Source organism: Sutcliffiella horikoshii, from assembly GCF_044809035.1.
In the GTDB taxonomy this organism is placed as follows: Bacteria; Bacillota; Bacilli; order Bacillales; family Bacillaceae_I; genus Sutcliffiella_A; species Sutcliffiella_A horikoshii_G.
In genome coordinates, this window is the sequence record NZ_CP085237.1 from 3,744,428 (window position 1) to 3,767,542 (window position 23,115).

23 protein-coding genes and 2 pseudogenes are annotated in these 23,115 nt (G+C 42.9%); 1 reads left to right on the top strand and 24 read right to left on the bottom strand.

Features of this window, described 5'->3' with window-relative positions:
- Positions 1-278 precede the first annotated feature (278 nt).
- Positions 279-2,789: a preprotein translocase subunit SecA gene (secA, locus tag LG307_RS19450; RefSeq protein ID WP_404445463.1), complete on the bottom strand. Its 2,511-nt coding sequence runs from the start codon at positions 2,787-2,789 to the stop codon at positions 279-281.
- A 245-nt stretch (positions 2,790-3,034) separates the two neighbouring features.
- Between secA and LG307_RS19455 the strand changes: the two genes are divergently transcribed.
- Positions 3,035-4,507 carry a cell wall-binding repeat-containing protein gene (locus LG307_RS19455; RefSeq protein WP_404445465.1) on the top strand — a complete coding sequence of 491 codons (1,473 nt, stop codon included), beginning with the start codon at positions 3,035-3,037 and terminating at the stop codon, positions 4,505-4,507.
- Between the two features lie 50 nt (positions 4,508-4,557).
- Here LG307_RS19455 and LG307_RS19460 read toward each other — a convergent pair whose 3' ends face one another.
- From LG307_RS19460 to LG307_RS19570, 23 genes and pseudogenes are all read right to left on the bottom strand, one after another.
- Positions 4,558-5,433, bottom strand: coding sequence for a DUF6843 domain-containing protein (locus LG307_RS19460; RefSeq protein ID WP_404445467.1), 876 nt, complete (start codon positions 5,431-5,433; stop codon positions 4,558-4,560).
- Between the two features lie 176 nt (positions 5,434-5,609).
- Positions 5,610-6,170 carry a ribosome hibernation-promoting factor, HPF/YfiA family gene (hpf, locus tag LG307_RS19465; RefSeq protein ID WP_404445470.1) on the bottom strand — a complete coding sequence of 187 codons (561 nt, stop codon included), beginning with the start codon at positions 6,168-6,170 and terminating at the stop codon, positions 5,610-5,612.
- A 291-nt stretch (positions 6,171-6,461) separates the two neighbouring features.
- Positions 6,462-6,848, bottom strand: coding sequence for a hypothetical protein (locus LG307_RS19470; RefSeq protein WP_404445472.1), 387 nt, complete (start codon positions 6,846-6,848; stop codon positions 6,462-6,464).
- A gap of 9 nt (positions 6,849-6,857) precedes the next feature.
- Complete coding sequence (locus tag LG307_RS19475; RefSeq protein ID WP_404445474.1) at positions 6,858-7,211, bottom strand: hypothetical protein; 354 nt, start codon at positions 7,209-7,211, stop codon at positions 6,858-6,860.
- Entirely contained in the window at positions 7,211-7,612 is a 402-nt protein-coding gene (gene fliS / locus LG307_RS19480; protein WP_404445477.1) for a flagellar export chaperone FliS, read from the bottom strand. The genes LG307_RS19475 and fliS overlap by 1 nt, the downstream gene beginning before the upstream one ends.
- Before the next feature lie 19 nt (positions 7,613-7,631).
- Complete coding sequence (gene fliD / locus LG307_RS19485; protein ID WP_404445479.1) at positions 7,632-9,386, bottom strand: flagellar filament capping protein FliD; 1,755 nt, start codon at positions 9,384-9,386, stop codon at positions 7,632-7,634.
- A gap of 12 nt (positions 9,387-9,398) precedes the next feature.
- On the bottom strand, positions 9,399-9,746 hold the full coding sequence (flaG, locus tag LG307_RS19490) for a flagellar protein FlaG (protein WP_404445481.1): 348 nt from the start codon (positions 9,744-9,746) through the stop codon (positions 9,399-9,401).
- 487 nt (positions 9,747-10,233) lie between these two features.
- Complete coding sequence (locus LG307_RS19495) at positions 10,234-11,199, bottom strand: hypothetical protein (RefSeq protein ID WP_404445483.1); 966 nt, start codon at positions 11,197-11,199, stop codon at positions 10,234-10,236.
- A 280-nt stretch (positions 11,200-11,479) separates the two neighbouring features.
- On the bottom strand, positions 11,480-11,614 hold the full coding sequence (locus tag LG307_RS19500) for a flagellin (protein ID WP_064097876.1): 135 nt from the start codon (positions 11,612-11,614) through the stop codon (positions 11,480-11,482).
- Between the two features lie 321 nt (positions 11,615-11,935).
- Positions 11,936-12,460 (bottom strand): annotated as a pseudogene (locus LG307_RS19505) (flagellin); the annotation flags it as partial.
- Positions 12,461-12,745: 285 nt separating this feature from the next.
- Positions 12,746-12,949: pseudogene (locus LG307_RS19510) on the bottom strand (flagellin B); the annotation flags it as partial.
- Positions 12,950-13,120: 171 nt separating this feature from the next.
- Positions 13,121-13,348: a carbon storage regulator CsrA gene (csrA, locus tag LG307_RS19515; protein WP_404445486.1), complete on the bottom strand. Its 228-nt coding sequence runs from the start codon at positions 13,346-13,348 to the stop codon at positions 13,121-13,123.
- 15 nt (positions 13,349-13,363) lie between these two features.
- Entirely contained in the window at positions 13,364-13,801 is a 438-nt protein-coding gene (gene fliW, locus LG307_RS19520; RefSeq protein WP_404445488.1) for a flagellar assembly protein FliW, read from the bottom strand.
- 12 nt (positions 13,802-13,813) lie between these two features.
- Positions 13,814-14,407, bottom strand: a complete 594-nt coding sequence (locus LG307_RS19525) for a DUF6470 family protein (protein ID WP_404445490.1) — start codon at positions 14,405-14,407, stop codon at positions 13,814-13,816.
- 273 nt (positions 14,408-14,680) lie between these two features.
- Positions 14,681-15,559, bottom strand: coding sequence for a flagellar hook-associated protein FlgL (gene flgL, locus LG307_RS19530; RefSeq protein WP_404445492.1), 879 nt, complete (start codon positions 15,557-15,559; stop codon positions 14,681-14,683).
- A gap of 9 nt (positions 15,560-15,568) precedes the next feature.
- On the bottom strand, positions 15,569-17,431 hold the full coding sequence (flgK, locus tag LG307_RS19535) for a flagellar hook-associated protein FlgK (RefSeq protein WP_404445494.1): 1,863 nt from the start codon (positions 17,429-17,431) through the stop codon (positions 15,569-15,571).
- Between the two features lie 11 nt (positions 17,432-17,442).
- A complete protein-coding gene (locus LG307_RS19540; protein WP_404445497.1) occupies positions 17,443-17,907 on the bottom strand; it encodes a flagellar protein FlgN in 465 nt (154 codons plus the stop codon).
- A 25-nt stretch (positions 17,908-17,932) separates the two neighbouring features.
- Positions 17,933-18,196 (bottom strand): flagellar biosynthesis anti-sigma factor FlgM, encoded by a 264-nt coding sequence (gene flgM, locus LG307_RS19545; RefSeq protein WP_404445499.1) that lies wholly within the window; start codon positions 18,194-18,196, stop codon positions 17,933-17,935.
- Between the two features lie 66 nt (positions 18,197-18,262).
- Positions 18,263-18,676, bottom strand: coding sequence for a TIGR03826 family flagellar region protein (locus tag LG307_RS19550; RefSeq protein ID WP_404445502.1), 414 nt, complete (start codon positions 18,674-18,676; stop codon positions 18,263-18,265).
- 61 nt (positions 18,677-18,737) lie between these two features.
- On the bottom strand, positions 18,738-19,454 hold the full coding sequence (locus tag LG307_RS19555; RefSeq protein ID WP_404445505.1) for a ComF family protein: 717 nt from the start codon (positions 19,452-19,454) through the stop codon (positions 18,738-18,740).
- Positions 19,451-20,944 carry a DEAD/DEAH box helicase gene (locus LG307_RS19560; RefSeq protein ID WP_404445507.1) on the bottom strand — a complete coding sequence of 498 codons (1,494 nt, stop codon included), beginning with the start codon at positions 20,942-20,944 and terminating at the stop codon, positions 19,451-19,453. Before LG307_RS19560 ends, LG307_RS19555 begins: the two co-directional genes overlap by 4 nt.
- A 289-nt stretch (positions 20,945-21,233) precedes the next feature.
- A complete protein-coding gene (locus LG307_RS19565; protein WP_404445510.1) occupies positions 21,234-22,076 on the bottom strand; it encodes a DegV family protein in 843 nt (280 codons plus the stop codon).
- A gap of 297 nt (positions 22,077-22,373) precedes the next feature.
- Positions 22,374-23,093 (bottom strand): response regulator, encoded by a 720-nt coding sequence (locus LG307_RS19570; protein WP_404445512.1) that lies wholly within the window; start codon positions 23,091-23,093, stop codon positions 22,374-22,376.
- Positions 23,094-23,115 lie beyond the last annotated feature (22 nt).

A 23,115-nucleotide genomic window follows, 5' to 3' on the forward strand; every position in this document is an offset into this window, starting at 1 on the left:
GGCCTCATTTCCTATTTTCGGTTATTCAAACGTTGGTTTAAAAAGAACTATTTTAAAGTAGGAAAAACACTTCAAAACCATCATTTAGCACCTTATCCCACAATAGCTTCTTCAAAAGTTAATCCCAAATAGAACGGCTGAACCCCTTGGGATTCCTACGTTTCCATTTCCCATTATTCAAACGTTGGTTTAAAAAGAACTATTTCAGAAAATGTCTAAGTGTTCAATGAACATGGAAAAAGTGAGGCCAATTAAGCCCCACTCTTCACAAACTACCATTAATTCCCACAGCAGTTTTTATATTTTTTACCGCTTCCGCAGATGCAAGCATCATTGCGGCCAACGTCCATTACTTTTTTCACTGGCTTTTTCTTTGGAGGTTCTCCGCCGCCCTCTTTCGGAATAACCGCTTGGCCTTTTGCTACTTCTTCACGCTGCAGGTTGTTACGGATTTGTGCCTTCATGATATACTTTGCAACATCTTCTTCAATGGAAGCAATCATGTTTTCAAACATCGCAAATCCTTCGAACTGATACTCACGAAGCGGATCGATCTGACCGTATGCACGAAGGTGGATACCTTGGCGCAATTGATCCATTGCATCAATGTGATCCATCCATTTACTGTCCACTGCACGAAGAACGATAACTTTCTCGAACTCACGCATTTGCTCTGGAGTAAGCTCCTGTTCCTTCTCGTCATAGCGCGCTTTCACTTTTTCGACGATAAGCTCGGACATTTCTTCTGGCTCTTTGCCGCGAAGATCGTTTAGCGTAACTGCTCCTTCTTCTAGAAGGTTTGCATCTACATAATCAACGATTCCTTGCAGGTTCCAATCCTCTGGAACTTCTTCTTTTGGTGTATAAAGACCTACTTGACGCTCGATGGCGGAAACAAGCATTCTTTCCACGACTTCACGAAGGTTCTCGGAATCCAACACTTCAAAACGTTGCTTGTAAATAACCTCACGCTGCTGACGAAGAACATCGTCATATTGTAGAAGCTGTTTACGAGCATCAAAGTTGTTACCCTCGACACGTTTCTGAGCTGATTCTACTGCACGAGAAACCATTTTACTTTGGATCGGCTGCGTATCATCCATACCCAAACGCTCCATCATCGTCTTCATATTGTCAGAACCGAAACGGCGCATCAATTCATCTTCCATGGAAAGATAGAATTGTGTCACACCAGGGTCTCCTTGACGACCAGAACGTCCACGAAGCTGATTATCAATACGGCGGGATTCATGACGCTCTGTACCGATAACAGCAAGACCGCCTACTTCTTTCACACCTTCGCCAAGCTTAATGTCCGTACCACGACCAGCCATGTTCGTTGCGATCGTAACAGAACCTTTTTGACCTGCTCCAAGGATAATATCCGCTTCACGCGCATGGTTTTTCGCATTCAATACATCATGCTTGATGCCGCGCTTCGCTAAAAGTCTAGAGATAACTTCAGACGTTTCAATGGCAACCGTACCTACAAGAACAGGTTGCCCATTTTTATGACGCTCAGCGATATCGTCCGCCACCGCATTGAACTTACCTTCAATTGATTTGAAAATAAGGTCGGCACGGTCATCACGTACGATGTCTTTGTTCGTTGGTATCGCAATAACGTTCATATTATAGATGTTGCGGAACTCTTCTTCCTCTGTTTTCGCCGTACCAGTCATCCCGGCAAGCTTTTCGTACATACGGAAGTAGTTCTGGAATGTAACGGTAGCAAGTGTCATGCTTTCGTTTTGGATATCCAAACCTTCTTTTGCCTCAATCGCTTGGTGAAGTCCATCAGAATAGCGGCGGCCTTTCATCAGACGACCTGTGAATTGGTCAACGATGACAACCTCGCCTTCCTGCACCACATAATCCACATCATGATGCATCGTGACATGCGCTTTTAAAGCCTGGTTGATATGATGGTTCAACGTAACATTGCCGACATCAAACAGATTCTCGATGCCGAAAGCCTTCTCGGACTTCGTAATGCCGTCCTCTGTTAATTGAACACCTTTAGTTTTCACATCATACGTGTAATCCACATCTTTCACTAATGTACGAGCAAATGCATTTGCTTGGATGTACAATGCGGCAGACTTCTGGGCACTACCTGAAATAATCAACGGTGTACGCGCTTCATCGATCAAAATGGAGTCAACTTCATCGATTACCGCAAAATGAAGGGGACGCTGCACCATCTGCTCTTTGTACAACACCATGTTGTCACGCAGATAATCGAATCCAAACTCATTGTTTGTACCATAAGTGATATCCGCTTTGTACGCTTCAATCTTTTCATCGCGGGACAATCCGTTTAGGTTCAAGCCAACAGTTAATCCAAGGAACGCATAAAGCTGACCCATTTCTGTCGCATCACGGCTTGCCAAGTATTCATTGACTGTAACAACGTGAACGCCTTTTCCAGTGATTGCATTCAGGTAAACAGGCATCGTTGCCGTCAACGTTTTACCTTCCCCTGTTTTCATCTCGGAAATGTTTCCTTCATGCAAGGAAACACCACCCATAAGCTGTACTTTATAAGGATATAGTCCGAGTACTCGCTTAGACGCTTCACGAACAACCGCGAACGCTTCTACCAGCATGTCCTCAAGCTTCTCGCCTTTTTGATAACGACCTTGAAATTCAGCCGTTTTCTCTTTTAACTGTTCATCCGTAAGTCTTGCCACATCGGCGCTAAGGGAATCTATCTGATCCGCCATTTTTTCCAGACGCTTTAATTGACGCTTATTCATATCAAACACTTTATTTAATAAACCAAGCATACAAACGCTCCTCTGTAACTATAGTCTTATAGCCTAAATAATATATAAATTTTAACACTTATTGGGGGGCGGTACAACTTATTACCGGAATTGCCACAACGGTTTCCTTTTATCGAAATATGTCAAGTGGAATTCTGTCGAAAGAACAAATATATTTTTCGCTATTGGCTATTCCATTTTTAGTAAGATGGAACTATAATCATTCTGTCACACCAAAATATTTGACAAAATCGGAGGAACAAAGCGTGTTAAAAAGTAAATTTTTTGTCGTTGCCCTAGCCTTTATTTTTGTAGTATCATCACTTGCCGCTCCTGTTGCTAATGCCTCTAACTCCTTCTTCCAAGATACTAATCTTGAACAAGCAGTAAAAGACAGCCTTGAAGTGGACAAGCTAACTGAGGACAGTTTCGCAGATTTCATTGAGCTATACGGCTCTGAATATGGAATTAGTAGTTTAGTAGGTTTAGAGACTTACGGTACAAACCTTGAGTTCGTTCTTCTAGACAACAACAATATATCTGACTTAACACCATTTACAAACTTAAAGCAAATCCAACACTTGGAGCTTTCCGGAAATAATATTCAAAACGTGAAACCACTTAGTGGATTGAAAGAGACTTTCTTATCGCTTGGATACAATAACATTTCAGACATCTCCGCCTTTAAAGGATGGACTTCCGGTATGTTGGACCTTTCCGGAAACAATATCACGGATATCACTCCATTAAAAGATATGAAAGAAGGTATGGTTTTCTTATTTGAAAATCCATTAAACGATAAATCACTAGAATTAATTAAACAACTTGAAAAAAATGAAGATTTAATGATCATTCATGACGGTTCTAAATTTGCAGACCGAATTTCCGGTCCATCTAGATTTGAAACAGCTGTAGAGATTTCCATGTCCGGCTGGTTTGAAGCAGATACAGTTGTACTTGCAAACGGATTGAACTTCCCTGACGCACTTGCCGGCGGTCCTTTGGCTTATGCGATGGATGCACCAATCTTATTAACTCGTCCTGAAACATTACATGCAGCTACAAAAGAAGAAATCCTTCGTTTAGGCGCTAAAAAAGTTGTCATTCTTGGCGGAAAAGCTGCAGTTTCTGAAAAAGTAGAAAACCAACTTAAAGGACTAGGCATCAAAATTGATAGAATCAGCGGTACGGACCGTTACGAAACAGCTAAAAAGATTGCTGACCGTTTAGGATCCCAGCATGATGAAGTGGTAGTAGTTAGCGGGAAGAACTTCCCAGATGCTTTATCCATCGCACCATATGCAGCGATGAATGAATTACCTATACTTTTAGTAGCTCCAGATAAAGTACCTGCTTCTACAAAAGCAGTATTAAGCAAAGCTTCTGAAACACTTGTCATTGGTGGACACGCTGCAATCGGCAAATCCCTTGAAAAAGAATTCCCGAACCACACTCGTATCTCCGGTGCAAACCGTTACGAAACGGCAGCAAAAGTTATCGATGTGTTAGCAATGGAACCTATGCATGTTTTTGTTGCTAACGGCAGAGGATTTGCAGATGCTTTAACAGGCTCTGTGCTTGCAGGTTACTACGGTTCTCCACTTCTATTGGTTAACCCAGACGAAGCTCCTGAGGCGACGATGAAGGCTGTAGAAAAGTACAACATCAACAACTTTACCATTTTGGGCGGAGAAGCTTCTGTACCTGAATTTGTAGTAGATCAATTGCTACGTGACTAATAGATTAACGCAAAAAAGCACTGCAAACGCGCAGTGCTTTTTTCTTTTACCTAATAATATCCCCAATACTTCAACACTTCCCTCGTCTGCGCGTCATACCGCTCCTTTCCAGACATCCGGAAATCCTCACCGCAGCTCGAATTTGTTACTTGCAAGGTTTCATATTCCACTCCCATACTCGAACTGCTGCCAGGACCATGATGAATGCAGGACGATTCAATTTCCGACCTGTTTCCTGATTCATCTACATAGAAATATTTATCCGTTACCAATCCCGCTCTCCATTTACTAGATGTCTGGAAAATGGCATACTCCTCTATACCTGAACCTTTTAAAGTGGGAAGTTCCTCCACACTTAAAGGAATGACAAAGAACTCTTCTTCTTTTGCTACACTTTCTTCATTTTGCCCATTATATAAAACAACTATCGAACCCTCATACCCCTCAGGAATTAAATAAATGGTATTCGTCTCCTCATCACTACTTGTAGTAATTATTTGAACATTCACACCCCATATCGCCAATGCAGCGAACGGAATGACAACTAGTAATCTCAAGAATTGAAGCTTTTTCGTTTTATCCTTTGGTGTATCCCTGACAACCTTGATGCCCTCATCAATAAAATAGAACAATACAGCACATATAATAGAAAAGATTGCAAGCCCTTCTATCACGAGCACTGTTATGTAACCAAAAAATATATAGAGAAAACCTGCAACATACACCCTGCTCTTATTTAGACTTTTAGTAAGAAGTTCTGATAGAAAGGAAACTGGCACACCATAAATGTAGTTTCCGATTAAGGCAAAAATCAGAACAAGTAAAATATACCCTATTTCTCCTGAATTCCAAGAGCTCGTAAGCAATAAACCTATTGATAAAATAATACTTGAAAACAATGCAGATACTAATTTTCTCAATAACATTTTTCTCACTCCATTTCCAATAGAACCAATATCCTCCAATATCCATCAAATATATCTTATCACAAAGGGGAAGTGACAAATGGATATTTTCCGACAAATACCTGCATCATTTCCCGAGAAATTACGACAAAAAAAGAGGCCCGTATAGGACCCCTTTCACTTAACGTATTTACTTATTAATAGGATTCAATCAATCCATATTTCCCATCATTTCGCTTATACACCACATTCGTTTCATTGGTCGCAGCGTTTAAGAATACAAAGAAGTTATGGCCGAGCAAGTTCATTTGAAGAATCGCTTCTTCGCTGTCCATCGGCTTCAAGTTGTAACGCTTCGTACGAACCAAGTCTGCTTCGTCCTCCTCATCCTCCACTGTCACATGGGCTGGAGCTCCGTTATCAATCACTTCGTTAAATAAGTATTTAGGTGAACCTGTATCACGAAGTTTACGGTTGACCTTTGTTTTATGCTTTCTAATTTGTCGCTCTAGTTTATCTACGACAAGGTCTATCGCTGCATAGAGATCATCGTGACTTTCTTCTGCACGTAACACTAGGCCTGTCATAGGAATGGTCACTTCAATTTTTTGTTGGTTGTTGTAGACTTTCAGATTCACTTTGCATTCTGCATTGTCTGTGGAATCAAAATAGCGTTCAATCTTTCCGATCTTATTTTCTACATAATCTCGGATTGCTGGAGTTACCTCAATGTTTTCACCGCGTACGTTGTACTTCATAAACGAACTCCTCCTTTTGTTCCTGTTTGGATTTTCCTTGCATCCAAACAATCTGCCTACGTTCCCTTTCTTAATGGAGAAAGGTTAAGCTTGCATTAAGCTTATGTAAACATATTTCTACAATACCCAACAGAATTCCTGCCTAAACGTAAAAGAATTATTAAGAATTTGTGAAGGGGTGTGTTTGGCTTGTTTTTGTGGGGTGAAACAAGTATATGCGGGGAGATAAGAAAACTTTCATTTAATTTTATAACAAACTACAAAACAAAAACCCTCCAAGTTTTTAGAGAGTTAGTGGGCGATGTGGGGGAGGATGTGGTGTTGCATTTGGGTTTTCCAGTTTTCGTATGCTGGTTTGATATAGGTTTGCAGTGCTTCTTTTTCTGGTGTGGTGTTTTGTTCGAAATGGCCGATTTGTTCGAGTTCATCTACAAGATCGCCAAATTGGGCAATGACTTGGCGGGCCTCTTCGTTTTTTTCAAAAAGAAGGACGAGGTTCACGTGCGCTTCTGCAATTTTACCGATAGCCTCGTAGCTGTCCAGCACGACTTGGCGAGTTACAGGTGCCGAGGCGTTTTGATTTCCGTCACTCAAATAGTCGAAAGCTTCTTCTACTGTCTCAAGCAGGGCATTATATTTCTTTAATAAGTAAAATTCACCTTCTGTCAAATCAGCCATCCTGTACACCTAGTTTCTTTTGTCATAATACATTCCATCTGCTGTCGGAGACCGATATGCTTGTCCATATGCCTTCGCAGTCTTTTTGGACTGCTGAATCTGGGCCCACTCCTGCTTTAACTGTTTATGAAAACTTTCAAGCTTCGGCGTTACTTCCTGGCTGGCAAGGGCCACCTTTTTACCGAGTGCCATCTCTGCCTCCGAAAAAGGTGGAGCAAGACGCTCTAACAAGGAATCTCTGATTTGCAACACCTTATCGATCTCTTCCAAGAAAGCGTCCCGGCTTTCTTCGACGGGTAAAGGCCCATCCAGTAGCGCCAAAAGATGCGTAGTGACTTTATCCAGGTTTTCAACGACGTTCATTACGCCTGTCCACCTTGAACAAAAGCCTGCTGGCGGGTTGCCTGAATAACTTGCTTCCAAGCATCACAGAACTCCATCATAAGGCCTTCCACTTCATCCACAATGGAAGAATCATTCTTCAGGTTAGCATCAATCAGACGTCGGTTCATATAATCATACATCGTCATCATCGACTTTCCGACATCATGACTTGTATCCAATGTCACCATCAATTCCTGAACAATTTTCTGCGCTTTGATCAGGTTCGTGTTCTTCATCTCAATATCCTTATCTTCCATTCCCTTTTTGGCAAGCTTCATAAACTTGATAGCCCCATTATAAAGCATCAACGTCAACTCACCAGGCGTAGCGGTGTTGACGGAATTTTGCTGGTAAGCTTGGTAAGGGTTCTTCATAGCCATGGTTGTTCACTCCTTGTTATCAGCCACTGAAAAATTGACTCATTAATTGCGTGGATTGTTGGTTTGATTGTCCGATAGCTTTTTCCATTGCGGTAAATTGGCGCCAGTAACGGTCCTCTACGGTTTGCATGCGGCGTTCGAAAGCAGAGATACGCTGATCAACGTTTAATAGTTCACGTCCGATGGTGAATTGCTGCGCGGTACGGGTTGCGTTTCCGGCGCGTGCTTCGATTGAGGTTATGGTCGATCCTGCAACTTCACGCAACTTCCTTGCTATCCCAAGTCCTGTTCCATTTTCACCATTTGAAGTGAACATCTGCATTACTGAATTCGGGTCATTTGCAATTGCCGCTCTTAGTTTATCTTCATCGATAAGAAGTTTCCCTTTATCACGATAATTTGCGCTGGTAGTTATCCCGAGTTGTGCTAGTTGATCATATTGTCCACTTAAGCCCGAAATGGATTCATACATGACCGATCTCATTTTACCTAAACCAGAAGTTAGGATAGAATCATTTCGCAACAGTCCGCTTCTTGCTTTTTCTTCCCATTGTTCAATCTGTTTTTCCGACAAGGCTTCTTTTTCTTCATCTGATAACGGCTTATAATCACGATAGACAGGCTCACCTGTCTTTCCATTAATTTTTTCAATTAGTTCATTGTATTTCGTTATATAATCCTTTATTGCATTGAAGGTCTTATCTGTATCATTCGCCACGTTGATGGTCGCCGACTCACCTGGTGCCATATTTTCTTTGAGATTAAAGGTTACACCGTTAATGGTGAAAGTATTAGTATTACGTTGAGTAGTGACCCCGTTAATCGTAACAGATGCAGCCGTGCCACCGTTCTCTCTGCTTTGATCAAGATTCATTACACCTGTTAAAAATGTCCCTTGAAACTCTATTTCATTACCAGTACCGTTGAAATTACCGGCTTCCCTTTTGCTTAGTACTAAACCACCATTATGCTCATCATAAAAAGCGGTAAGCCCAAGGGAGGAGCCGTTTATTTTGGAAACCATTTCGTCCATCGTAGTGTCTGCATGAAAATTAAACTCAATATCCTGCGCTTCCCCTGCCTGGTTGTAGGTCGTGATGGCAAAACGAAAATTAGCAGGTACTTCCACGACAGCTCCATCATCCAAAGTGTTATTAAAAACGATCTCGCCTGTCGTTTCATTGTAATATGCTTGATTTTTTCCGGCTTCAAACTTGTCTGCACCGTCCACCATTGTATAGGTAATTATTTCATCTGCACTATTTTTCACTTTAACTAAAGACATATCGTCTCGGTCAAGTCCAGTCCCAACCTGAATTCGATCTGTAGCTCCAGTTATAGTAGTGGCAGGAACGATTGGCGGGAGCAAATCATAATTTGCAATTTCTCCCCTTTGTTCCCATAAGCTTTTTGTGGTATCAAGCTTGTTTGTACCCTCCATCATGGAAGTGGTAGAACTATTTGTGGCCACTGTTGCTACCTGAGCATCCTTAATTGTATAGGAAACATTCGCTGCAGATGTAGTAGCTGTAGCCGAAACCTTATCATTTGTAGAAGTTACCTGTTTTTGCGAGTAGGTCCGCTGCAATGTCATATCAAAAGAAAGATTACGAAAATCGTTTAACAATCTATTCGTCTCGCGGTAGTCATCCCGCTTCCACTCCAACAACTGCTTTTGCTGAGTCAATTTATTCATTGGCATACGCTGGGCCTTCATCAAGTCACTAACCATCTGATTTATATCCAACCCACTCTGAAATCCAGTTAAGCGCATATCCTTCACCACCTAAATCTTTTTATCAACGAACAACCCCATATACTCGGTCATCGCCGCATACATATCTAAAAACTTTTTGGAAGGAATCTCCCTTATAACCTGATCAGTGGCAGCATCCACCACCGTCACATAATACTCATTCAGTTCATCATGCAACTCAAACCTTACAGACACATTCATCGGCTTCATAAAATCATTCATGCCGTCAACGATTGTCTCCATCTGACGTCTGCTCTGTTCAGGATGAGCCTGCTTCGTTTCCTTAATTGATACATCTATTTTAGTTGAAACTGCACCTTGAGTTTGTACTCTAGTTGTGGGATCTATGGTGCCGCCTCCAATTGGCGAAATTTGCATACGGGTCCCCTCCGTGGAAATTATACTCTAGTAGTAATATCGGATAATAGTTCTAATGTTAAAGAATAGAATCAAATTTATTCTTGATTTCCTCAAATCCAATGTTTTTAAAGTCTTCCGGTAGTATGGGCAAAAATGCGTATCCATCTAGATTTCTATAGAAAGCTATTTTTCTATCAGCCTTTTCTTTGTAACCTTTGTATTTATTGCTATGATATAACCCATATAACCCGAAATATTCTACAATAATGGTTTGTTGTCCTAGATTAATTATCCAATCTGGCTAATAGCAATCATTACTTATTGGGTTAATAAATTTTATCTTTTCTCTTGTAATTTCTGCATCCTCCAACCAATCACACTAGAAATTGTGAATTTGCAACTCTTCCATGGAATTACAGAGTTGACCGTCGACTCTACTAACAATTTGTTCTTCAGGAGAGAATGTATATTCCGGAAAGGCTTCCGTAATCAAAGGTGGAATTTGCTATCGCCGATCTACCAAACTTATAAACCTTGGGAGAACCTTTCTAAAGTATGACCTATTTAGAGTGGGAAGGTCATCACGTGGCATGCTTCTCTTTTGACAAAAGGAACGTAAAGCTTGAATTCTATTTTCCTTACTATACCAATACCTTTTAGGGACCCGCTGGAATTCCGTTATTTCAAATTGACTAGGGTATAATGCGTTAACGAGTTCAATTGGTGAAGCGTTATATTCTTGGATGAGCCCATAGAGACCTTGTTCTTGGAAGAATGATTTAGTGAAGTATTTTGGTATATCATGATGAGGGATATTGTGTTCTTTAAGTAGAGAGTCGATAGTAGTTCTTACATTTTGGATGTTTTTCCAATATCTATTGGCTTTACGGAATTGATCCAAGGTGAAATCTAATGGAAAGAGGGATAATAATAATTGAGAGGGTGAGCCTTTATGTTTTTTTAATAGAGCGGACAATCCATACTTAATTAACAGCTCTTGAGTGACTATAATTGGTAGTTGGTCAAAGTTAATATTTTCTTCATTAACGATCTCCATAACTCTTTTTCGAGCATGATTAGGATTGTTCCAGTACCTTTGAGGAACGCTCTCGAAATCAGAGACATTAAATTTATCAGGGTATAAAGCATTCATTAAACGATTGGGTGAATGGCCATATCTTTTTAATGGATTAGAAAATCCCCAACTCACTAGAGTTTCCACTTTTGCTACCTGAGGAATATCTTGGAAAGTATAACCATGGTTCTGAAGGCATTGTTCAAAATACCGTTTTATATTATTTGTGTCAGCCCAATATCCTTTTGTAACTCTTTGGAAATCGGTCTCAATAAAGCAATCTTTATACACAAACTTAATTAATTTTGGGATAGATCGGTAATGATTTAAAAGTCCAAATAGCTTATAATCCTTAAATGATTTAATAGTTAATAAAGGTATTTGTTCACGCTTCAATTTTAGGACTCCCTCAACTGCATATCTGAAAATAAAAATTATGTTTTCTTTATTTTCTAATGTACCTTTAGGAAACGATTTCCTTTCTCCTTTAAGCACTTCTATATAAAGCTTAACTACTTATTGTTCCATTAATTTTTCTAATGGCATAGAACGAAAGGTATCTAATATATCCAATCCAATCACCTCCTACAGTACTATCATACCTTAAAAAGGAACGCATGTTCTATTTTCAAACAAAGGAAAAAGCCCGGAAAATCCAGGCTTTTTCTTGTTATAATTAACGAAGAAGTTGTAAAACTCCTTGTGGTTGTTGGTTCGCTTGAGCCAACATTGCTTGTGATGCTTGTGCAAGAATAGAATTCTTAGTTTGCTCCATCATTTCTTTCGCCATCGTGCGAACATTTACTTTCATAAATGACTAGACTATATCTTCACCCTAACATATTTGTAGGGGCCGGGCACTTCGGATTTACAGTGCTGATGAACACTGTTTCACCTATGGATTTCATCACCATAGCTTTCGCCTTAGATGGTTTATCCTAGTCGTTGAACCTTCTCCATCCTTTCGGAACAGGAGCTTGGCTGCTGATTGCCAAATCTTTTCTTTTTTTGGACCATCACGCCTGTCGTTTACAACTACGTTGTGGCAAGAAAAGCTCTAATGGGTTTCCAGCAATTCACCCGATAATAATCGCTAACCGTTACCAGTTAGGACGACTGTGCTTTTTACTACTTAAGCAGCTAAAGCATAATCAACGTCACGGATACGAGATTCCGCAGCAGTTAGGTTTTCAGAAGAAGTGCTTAGGTTGTTGATAGTGTGCTCTAGGCGGTTTTGATTCGCACCTAACATTGCACGCTCAGATGAAACTTCTTTAATTGCTGAATCTAAGGATGTTATTGCACTATCTGCACCTGCTTGATCAGAAATATCGACAGCACTAAGGTTTAATACTGTTCCACTTGCAGTCATATCTCTAATCGTTAACTCCATGTTTTGTCCATTATTGGCACCAATATGAAATTTAAATACTCCTGAACCTGAACTAGTTGTATTTAATAGTTTTTCTGTGTTAAATTCTGTTTGATTTGCAATTCTATCTGCTTCTGAGATTAATTCACTAACTTCTTTTTGTAATTCTACACGATCATCATCGGTATTAGTATCATTAGAAGATTGAACAGCTAATTCACGAATTCTTTGAAGTATGTCATGAGTCTCATTCAATGCTCCCTCAGCTGTTTGGATTAATGAAATCAATTATGTTATCGCAGTGGCTTTTTATCCTCTGCTTCTTTATGTTTCCATAAAGTTCAGGTCATATCTTCACCCTTGTAGGGTGCCCCGCGCTCTTGGGTGGGTTATTGGTACGGATCCTCACCACCTGACCGTCACACCTTCCTAGTTACTTTATTTCCGATTCACTAGGCTTGGCTCGGTATTGCCCACCATCCACATGATAGCTTAGCTGGTTTGGGGTTCCACCGAATTCACGGAGTTATCATTTAAGCATTACTGCTTAAAGCGGCATTTCTATTTACCGTCTTGTGCATTTCGGGAAGCTTGATCCAATCCACGAACCTGAGCTCTCATTTTTTCAGAAATAGCTAGTCCAGCTGCATCGTCCCCAGCTTTGTTAATACGTAAACCAGAAGACAATTTCTCCATAGACTTCATTTGTCCTGCAGTTGCAGAACCTAACTGACGGTGCGTGTTTAACGCAGCGATATTGTGATTAATTCTCATTATAATTTTCCTCCTTGAGTTGTCGCCGATTTCACGTCCTTGTGTAATCGGTATTAGATTTGCAGATAGGTCAAAAGTCGGCCGCCTTTTGATTCTATTTGCTTACATGTTTTATATCGACCTGTCTCGACAACTGTTAATAGGGGTGGAGAGAATTTTTTACTGATTATATTATTTTTTTAGTTGGTTGCTTAAAGCTTGCAGTAGATCAAGAGAGGAGTGGGATGCTGCATTATTTTCCTCCTGAATGGAAAGATAGATTTCTTTTCTATGTATCTCGATATGCTTTGGTGCTTGGATGCCGAGTTTTACCTGGTCACCATTGATGCTAAGGACAGTAATTTCGATGTCATCACCAATTTTGATGGTTTCGTCTTTTTTGCGTGTTAATACTAGCATGCGGTCTCCTCCTCTCTATTTTGCTATCATTTCTGAAAACAAATTATGCTTCGTCTGATAAGGGCTGCCTGTCAAGATCACTTGCTTTCCGAGTTTCTTTTTCACGTTCACCACAACAGGAGCCTGAAGGTTGGCAGTTGTCTTATTAAACGGGTCCGCCATCGTCAAAACTGTATAGACAGTCACATCTTCAGGGGAATCGAGCTCAAGGGTATCCACTGCTTGATTCTCCAAATTAAAATCATAATCCGGGTAGAATGTGAATGGATTGGTCATCACAAATCCTAGCTCTGATGTCTGGACCGACTGCAAAATATAAAACGTTCCTTCTTCCGTAAAAGGAATAATCGCGAACTCCTTCTCGTCCACGAAACCAGGAATACCATTCGGAAATCTTAACACTTCTTCTCCCCTTATCTCTATCAATCCATGATACTTCGTTTCTATTTTCATCGTTTCACAACCTTATATTTTTTGTTCGTAGCCACCTGTGCCCACATGGCGCAGGTTCTCAAAATCAATCTCCAAAGATGGATGATTGGCCAAGTTAACCTGTGCGGAACCTGGTGTGTAATCATGTACCGGCTTGTTTATTTTCGCATCAATCACAGGTTTTCGTTCTTGCGCATCAATATCCACCCTGCCAGGCTCATAATCAATTTTCACACTAAAATGCGATGGAATCCAGCCAATATTAAATTCCTTCAGGGGACCTTCACTATTCCGTTTCGCCTGACGTCCAATTGCGCCGCCGCCATGTTCAATCCGCATCATTTCATTGCCGTCCTGCGCAACCCGTGCAAGACCAGCCAACCAGTCCTGCCGTCCAAGCTGCGCCGCTTCCTCAATCCTTCTCCCTACACTCTTCAAATCCATATCCTCCCGCGCCTGCGTCTGATCAATCGTCAACCTCCCAGGCGTCCGCCGCATCGTCAACTCCGCCTTCGGTTGCTCAATACTAAGTTCAGACTTGGGCTGCTCAATCTGCTGAACAGGCTTCTGAATCTGCAACTCCGTCTGCGCAAAGGTCGACTGTAATCGAATCTGAGGAAATAGCATTCTTTCTCACTCCTTTATTTATGGGTTTTCGAAGTCTTTTATGGTGAATACAAATCCCTAGTTGATTGAAGTGGAAGGCGCGCAGACGCCCGCGGGAGGAAGGGACAGGGGTGACCCCCACAACGAAGTGAGGATGCTCCCGGACCGCCCGCAGGCAAGCGAAGCGCCTGAAACGGAAATCAACTGTATAGTGTATATCCTAATATTTTCACAAAAAAACTGCCCCAGAAACAACTGCCACCTAAACAGCTCCCTCCAAGACAGTTCCTCACCCTACCTTAAAAAATCCAACAACGAAGGCTGAATCACACGCGCACCCACACCAAGCGAAGCACGATGCACACTCTCCTGCGACGTCAAATCCGTAATTACCTTCTCAATATCCGCATCCTCATTATCAGACAAAATCCGTGTCGCCACCACTTCCTGATATCCAATGCGATTGTCCACCATCTCCAAACGGTTATAACGGGCACCAAGCTCCGAACGCTCCGCCGAAACAGTATCCGCCGCTTTATCAAAACGCCCCATCAAATCCTTCAACGCACCCGTATCACTCTTCTCTAGTGCCGACTGAAGCCCATTCCAGATCTCCAACATGTCCTTGTTAAATACATTTTCCGAATTGATGTTGGACTGAAGCTTGATTCCACGAGATACCTCCACCTCAAACGGAGAGTTTTCTGTGCTAACAGAAGCTGGATCATTCGCATCCGTAATTCGGGGTTTATCTATCGCTGTTCCGTTGAAGATGTATTTTCCGGCAACCTGTGTGTTGGCAACCTGAACGAAATCGTGTTTCAGCTGCTCGATTTCTTTTGCCATCGCCTGACGATCTTCAGGTGAATAGGTATCATTCGATCCCTGCACCACCAATTCGCGAGCACGGTGCATGACACTTTGCACGTGGTCCAGTGCCGCTTCCGAATTTTCCATCCAGGCATACGACTCACTCAGGTTTCGCTTGTATTGTTCAAGCTCCGTCAGGTTTGTACGGTAGTACATCCCCTTCATCGCCACGACCGGGTCATCGGATGGGCGGGAGATTTTCTTACCTGTAGAGAGCTGTTCCATCAACTTGCCCATTTTGCTATAGCTTGTGCTTAATTGACGCAGTGAGTTCTGCGTCAGCATGCTTTGTGTAACTCGCATCTATCTAACCTACCTTCCGCCTATTCCCATGCCGTTTATTATTTTATCTAAAAGTTCGTCCGTTAACGTGATCATTCTGGCTGAAGCGTTGTATGCATGTTGATACTGGATCATGCTCGTCATCTCTTCATCTAGTGATACACCGCTTACCGATTGACGGCGCTGATCTACAGACAACCGTAACGTTTCGCTGTTATGAGAAAGTCGATTTGCTTCCTGTGCGTCTACCGCCAATCCGCCGATCACACTTTCATAGTAGTTTTGGAATGTAGTAGATACGCCGTTCAACTGAAGCGAGCGCGCTTTTACTTCAGCCAAGGCTACCGCGTTGCTTCCGTCCCCAACACGACCGCCGACCTGTCCGGTTTTTGGGATGTCCACATTGATGAAATTCCCTTTGGACACATCTTCCAGACGTACCTTATCAAGATTAAAAGTAACCGAAGGATTTCCCGTCTCATCTATAAATTCCTCGGACAATGTCGCTCCAAGCGCTTGAAGGCTTGTAAAATCTCCAGACGTTTTCAGTTCCTTTTTCGGGGACTGGGTTGCATCATATACCTTATAGGTAAACTGCTGAACACCAGCAGCATCCACACTAGATTGAACAGTGACAGATACATTTTCCACGCCGTTATAGCCATGAAATTCTCCAGTTGTGACGATTCCTTCGTTATAGCCGGATGCAGCGATATTATCCAGTGACTGTACGATATCCGCCGATACTGTTAAAAGTTTCGCGGCGTTCTTTTTATTTCCAGCAGTAATGTCTGTATTTTGAAACTCAAAGAATTTGAACGCTGTATGCTCTCCCGTTTCCATGCTCGAGATGCTCCAGCCGGATTCATGGACTCGGTTTATTTCTTGCGCAAATTCAAAAGCCACTGTATCAAGATGGTTCAGCATATCAGGGTAAAGTCCCTTTTCCGTGTTGCCTTGCATAAAACCATAAGAGTCGATCAAGCCGAGAAGTTTACCAGAAGCCTCCATGCTTCCGATCCCAAAGCTTGCATCACCAAGCTTGAAGCCATCCACAAGTCCCGTGTCTGCGCGATATTCAAGGGAAAAGCTGTTTACTCGAAGATTCGCACCATCGACCAAATTGCCGATTTTGCGACCAGTGTCATCCACCAAATCAACTGTTAGCTTTCCTTCCGCGAGCGCATCGGGGCTTCCGCCAGTTCCCACTCTTGAAGTTTTGATGTTCACAAGCTGGGACAGTTCGTCCACAAGGCGGTCTAGTTCATCATATAGATCATTAGCAAGATAGCCATGTGGCTCGATTTCACCAATCTGCTTATTAACATTGTTAATCTGCTGGCTAAGCGCGTTCACTTGCTTCAACGTAACATCCATTTCATTTTTGATATCTCCGCGAACGGAAGATAAAGAATCCGATAAAAATTGAAACGTTTCCGCTACAGCCAATCCGCGCTGTCTTACAACGGAACGGGCACCTGCATTTGTCGGGTTAACCGCCAAGTCTTGAAACGCTTGCCAGAAGCGGTCCAACGTGGTGGAAAGACCCGTCTCAGATGGTTCGTTCATAATTTCTTCCATCTTTTGCAGAGAGTCCGCTCGTGACTCCCAGTACCCAAGCTTATTATTTTCCCCGCGATACTGGATATCCAGGAAACTCTCCCTCACACGCTGAATACTACCTGCCTCTACACCTGTCCCAATTTGCCCAGGAATTTGCGGACGATTTAAGGATGGAGATGGATATGGTTCAGTCTGGACAAAATTGACTCTTTGTCTTGTATATCCTGGTGTATTGGCGTTGGCGATGTTATGACCGACCGTCTGAAGGGCAGTTTGCTGGGTAACCAGACCACGTCTCGCAACTTCGAGACTATGAAATGTTGAACGCATGGATGTTCCTCCTAAGCTCTTGAATCAAACAGCGAACGCGCCGGGGCACTCACAGGTTTCTTCGTATTCGCAGGTTTTTCGTAATTCACCGCATTTGGCTGCGGATTTAAGGTGTTTATAGTCATGGTGACAAATTGCAGAGATTGCTCAAGCAGAAGCTGATTTAGCTCATTTTGCTTTTGAATGTTGGTGATGGTTTCAGTCAGTCTTGCTTTCAAGTCAAGCAGGGTATCCCTTTCCGTAGGGGTGCCCAATTCTGCAAGCTCCGTAACCGTTTTCCCATCGGACAGTTCCGCTCGTTGCTTTTCCAGTTGGACGATTGCTCGGGTATATTGTTTTTCTTCTTTAGTAATCTGTTGAAGCTCTTCCACTTTGTTCGCCTTGACGATCTCTTCTTTCCGTACGGTGAGCTCATTGAGGTAGGCGTGCAACGTGAGCATTTTTTCAAGTATGGTGATGATAGTTGGAATCGACATAGGTTCTCCTTGTTTTGAAGCTCTTTTATTTATTTGAGTAATAATCAATCATTTTGTTGGCGACGGCTTTGGAATCTACTTGATAGGTCCCGTTCTGCACGGAGATTTTCAGTTTCGCGACCTTTTCCTGACGGGCTTCAGCAAACTGAGAACGCTCTTGCAATTCTTTAGCTTTACTAGATATTTCTACCTGGTCGCTCTTGGCTTGGTTCGTTGTCGCAGTTTGATGCTGTTTCATTTGATTTTTATATGGGTTAACCCCTGAAGGTCCTAAATTGTTTATCTTCATACAATACCCCTTCCTTTACGAACAGTTTATCTATCTATTTTATCGGCACAATGGATAGAATGTTTATTAAAACTTCTTATTTAGTACGTGGTATGTTTTTCCTTCTTCACGAACCGAACGTGCTCGCTCTTCTTCGCGTTCTAGTTGGGAAAGTTGTCCGTGTATATCTTTTTTACAACTCGCACAGAGCTTGTCCTCCCTAATAATCCTACCACAACGGTCGCATGGATAACCTAAATTCGGAAAGTGAACCAGTTGGATGCGGCCTTTTCTGATGAATTTGATGATCAGATATTCCTCGACTCCCGTTCTTTCCACAACCTGGTCCATCGACGCCGTCCGATTTTCACGTTGGCGGATATATTTATAAACACTTTGGTACTTTGCTTCTTCTTCTTTATAACACGTTTCACACACTTCCCGGAACGCATTTTTCACATATATCTGACCGCAACTTGGGCAATTATCTAGCTGAGACATACCGCAACTCCCTTTCGAGCAATAAATTCTTATTCTTTATATCGTAAAAGGTGGCAAAATGTTAACTGCGAACAAGTGTATACGAGGAAATATCCTTTGCACCGGCATCCTTCAGAACCTTCGCTGCCATCCGCACGGTTGTCCCCGTCGTGTAAATATCGTCAATGAGGAGGATGCTTTTCCCCATTACTTTTTCAGGCTCAGGAACATAGAACGTATTCTCCCGTTCCAATCTCTCCCGTCGTGCCTTTTTTGATTGCTTGTCTGAATTGTTTTTAGAGAGTAACTCTTCCGGCTTTCCAGGCAAAAACTCTGCCAATAAAAGCGACTGATTGAAACCACGTTCATATTTACGTTCTGGACTTAAGGGGATGGGAACAAGAATGGGCCGCACTTTTTTATCCCACACCTTTTCAAATGTGTTCCGGAATTCTTTCTGAAACCCTTGAGCAAGCACGGCATCCCCCCGGAATTTATACCTCGCCAATATATCTTTCATCTGTTCATTGTACTGGTAGACGGACCGGTTTTGTTGGAGCAGACCGGTTGTCTCCGGGTCGCCTTCCCATCTGAAGCAGTCGGAGCAGGTATCTCCATGGCGGTTTTCTTCTGCAACCAGTGTCCACTCCCGCCCGCAAATTTCGCAAAGCTCTCCGGTGATTAGTTGAAAAGAATTTTCGCAGTCTTCACAAACAGGATGACGTTTTTGCAACCCTAAAAATGCACTCCATCCAAATGCAGAGGAAACATTACCGTGACAAAACAGGCAATTCCTCATTTCAAAAATCCTCCCTTCCTTGCTCGATAATTCATCCTTCTAATTTGATCAACCGCAGCCACCATTTCATTTGTCTTTCCATAATGGAAAAAACGGACATCCCCATTCGGGTAGCTCCTGCTTCTACCAACTCTGCCAGTAATCTGCACAAGTGCACTTTCCGTGAAAACATCCTCTTCCGCCCCAAGCACCCCCACCTGAACATCAGCTACCGTCACACCACGCTCCAAAATGGTCGTAGTCACAAGAATCTTGATTTTCCCTTTCCGGAAATCTGCCACTTTCTCTTTACGCTCTTTGTCTTTTGCATGGACGCCAGCTACGAGCTCGCCATGTTCCTTGGCTAAAATTTTCACGACTTTCTCCAAAAGGGCTATATTGGGGACAAACAAGAATATGGGGCTTCCTTTTTCCATGTGTTTTCTGACCCAAGTACGGACATTCATTGGAAGTTCGTCATTTTTCACTCGCTTCTCCCATTTTCCACACCACTCTAAGGCTGGAACCGGTAAGGGATGTTTGTGATATCTAGCTGGGATCACGACAGATTCAAGATTTTTAGCACGAACCTCTCTTTGCATCTTTTTCGATGGAGTCGCACTTAGGTAGATCAGGCTCCCGTCTTCCGTTCGTGCCTGGTTTGCCCCATACTCAAGCGTTGGATCCATGGAGTAAGGAAAGGCATCGACCTCGTCAATGATGAGGGTATCAAATGCGCGGTAATAACGAAGAAGCTGGTGGGTGGTGGCGATGGTGAGCGGGGCATTTTTCACTCTGTTCTCGCTCCCTCCATAAAGAGTTGCAACATCAATGGTAGGAAAAACTTGTTTTAACCTTGGGGATAGCTCAAGTACCACGTCTGTTCTTGGTGTGGCAATACAAACTCGGCCGCCTTTCCTTAGCGCGGCTTCTATTCCTTTAAAAAGAACCTCCGTTTTCCCTGCGCCGCAGACTGCCCAGACAAGGAGCGAGGTGTTGCTTTGGATTGTTTCGACGACTTTGTTGGAGGCGAGTTGCTGGCCTTTGGAGAGGGTGCCGTCCCATCTGAGGGTGGTATCTTGGTCAGTGGTGTTTGGTCGTGGCCCACTCCAAGAGAAGAGCGGAGTGCACTCGCTTACCCTCCCCATCATGATGCAATGGCGGCAATAGGTGCAAGGTTGTTGACAGCGGGCACAGTCGAACGAAGCAAACAGGTTTTGATTCACGTTTCCGCACCGATTGCATTTGGACTCTGGATTGGTTGAGCGGACTCCAACATTCAGTTGTATGTATCCATTTTGGTAATGTGCTTGGAGGGTGTCATGGCTAAAGGGGAGTTCATCAGGTAGAAGGCGCTTACCGCTTAGGAAGTGTTGGAGTTCCTTTTCGAAGGGGTATGTTGCCTGGATGGGAGGGTGCGGGATGGAGGGGACTTGGGAAATCCTTTGAGTGTGTTCGGTTTTTTGAGTGGTGATTTTTAAGTGGTTATTGGTTGTTTGGGTGAAGATCATTGGTTTCCTCCTTGGAATTGGGATTTTTGTAATAGATGGGCTTTTCTCTCTGCCCGTTTGGTTGGTACTTTTGTTTGAACGGTGAGAGAGGAGCGCTCTCTACGACCGTTTCGTAGGATTTTTTCTTCAAACGGGACGAGAGACGCCTCCTCTACGCCCATCCCGCTCCATTTCCACCTCAAACGGTAACAGAAGCCCCCCATCTCCCCACAAACAAAAAAAGACACCCCAAGCAACCCACTGCTCCTGATGTCTTTCCACTCTCGATGTTGTGTCCATATAATTAATATTATCGCTTATACCAGCCAAGACCCAATGCGCCTTCACCTAAATGCGTTCCGATTACCGGGCCAAAGTAGCTTAGGAAAAACTCCACGTGCGGGTATTTCTGTTCCAGCTCTCTTTTCATTTCTTCTGCTTCCGTTTCACGGTTTGCGTGGATCACACATGCTCGCATCGGAACTCCTAAAGAAGCATCCTCATCAAACAGGTCATGAATGCGTTTGACCGCTTTTTTGCGTGTGCGGATTTTCTCGAAAGGCACAATTTTCGTGTCGACGAAATGCAACAGCGGTTTCACCTGCAAGAGGCTTCCGACAATCGCTTGGGCGCTGCTCAAACGTCCACCGCGCTGCAGATGGGAAAGGTCATCCACCATGAAGTAAGCACGGTCCGATTCTTTCATAACATTCAATCGTTCCATAATTTGTTCGGGCGACTTTCCTTCTGCGGCCAATTCCGCCGCTTCTAATGCGTAGAAGCCTTGGATCATACAGCTGATTTCGGAATCAAATGCGTGCACATCGATTCCTTCTACCATTTCGCCTGCTGCTACAGCACCTTGGTATGTGCCGCTTATTCCACTGGATAGGTGTATGCTTACAACGGCATCATAGTCTTTTGCAAGCTTTTCAAATAGGGAAACAAACTCGCCGATTGCAGGTTGAGACGTGGATGGAAGCTCTCTGCTGTTTTTAACCTCTTCGTAAAATTGCTCTACTTTGATGTCGACTTCTTCTTGGTACGATTCGTTCCCGAAAATAACATTTAGCGGGATCATATGTATGTCATGCTTTTCGCGTAATTCTGCTGAGATATAGGCAGTACTGTCTGTAACAATCGCCGTTTTCATAATGTAGACCTTCCTTATACTGAGTATTTCTGTTATCTACTATAGATTGTACATGAAATGGGAATAAGTTTCATCTTTTGTTTGATATTTATTGGCAGAGCGTTCGCTCGTCAAATTTTATAAGCCAAGTTTAGGATTTATAAGCCAACTTTTTGATTTATAGTCCAAGTTTTCATTTTATAAGCCAACTCGCACGATATAAATGCCAATCGACACGAACAGACAGGTTTCGCACCCCCGCCCCCCACACACAACCCAACACCATAAAAAAAACCTTGGAGAAAAAAATCCCCAAGGTTACCTAACCTCTACCCAGCCATTCTTGATTGCCACAACAACAGCTTGTGTACGGTCATTTACATTCATTTTTTGAAGGATGTTACTAACATGGTTCTTAACCGTCTTTTCACTGATGAACAACGCTTCCCCGATTGCCTTGTTGCTTTTTCCGTCAGCCAACAGCTGAAGTACTTCGCATTCTCGGCGTGTCAACAGGTGAAGTGGGCGGCGAATTTCAACTTGCTGATACGTTGTAACGGTAGAACCGCCTCCAACGCTTCCGCGTGAACCGCTTCGCACACCATTTTCCGTTAGTCGGCGATATTCCCTTACAAGGTTGTGCGTCACTTTCGGGTGAAGGTAAGAGCCGCCGTCAGCAACGACCTTGACTGCATCCACTAACGCATCTGCATCCATCTCTTTTAACAGATAACCGCGAGCGCCTGTTTGCAGTGCGTGGGTAACGTAGTTTTCATCATCATGAATGGATAGTACGATGACCTTTGTTTCCGGGTTGGCTTCCACAAGTCGCCTTGTAGCCTCTACACCGTTTACTTTTGGCATGTTGATGTCCATGATGATGACGTCTGGATCATGCTTTTCCATTAAATCAACCGCTTCCTCACCATCGTCACCTTCTGCCACCACGTGAAAGTTAGTTTCAAAATCAAGAATGCGTTTTACTCCTTCACGGAAAAGCTGATGATCATCAATAATCACGATTTTTGTCGTATCCATTCCTCTCATCCTCCCAAATACA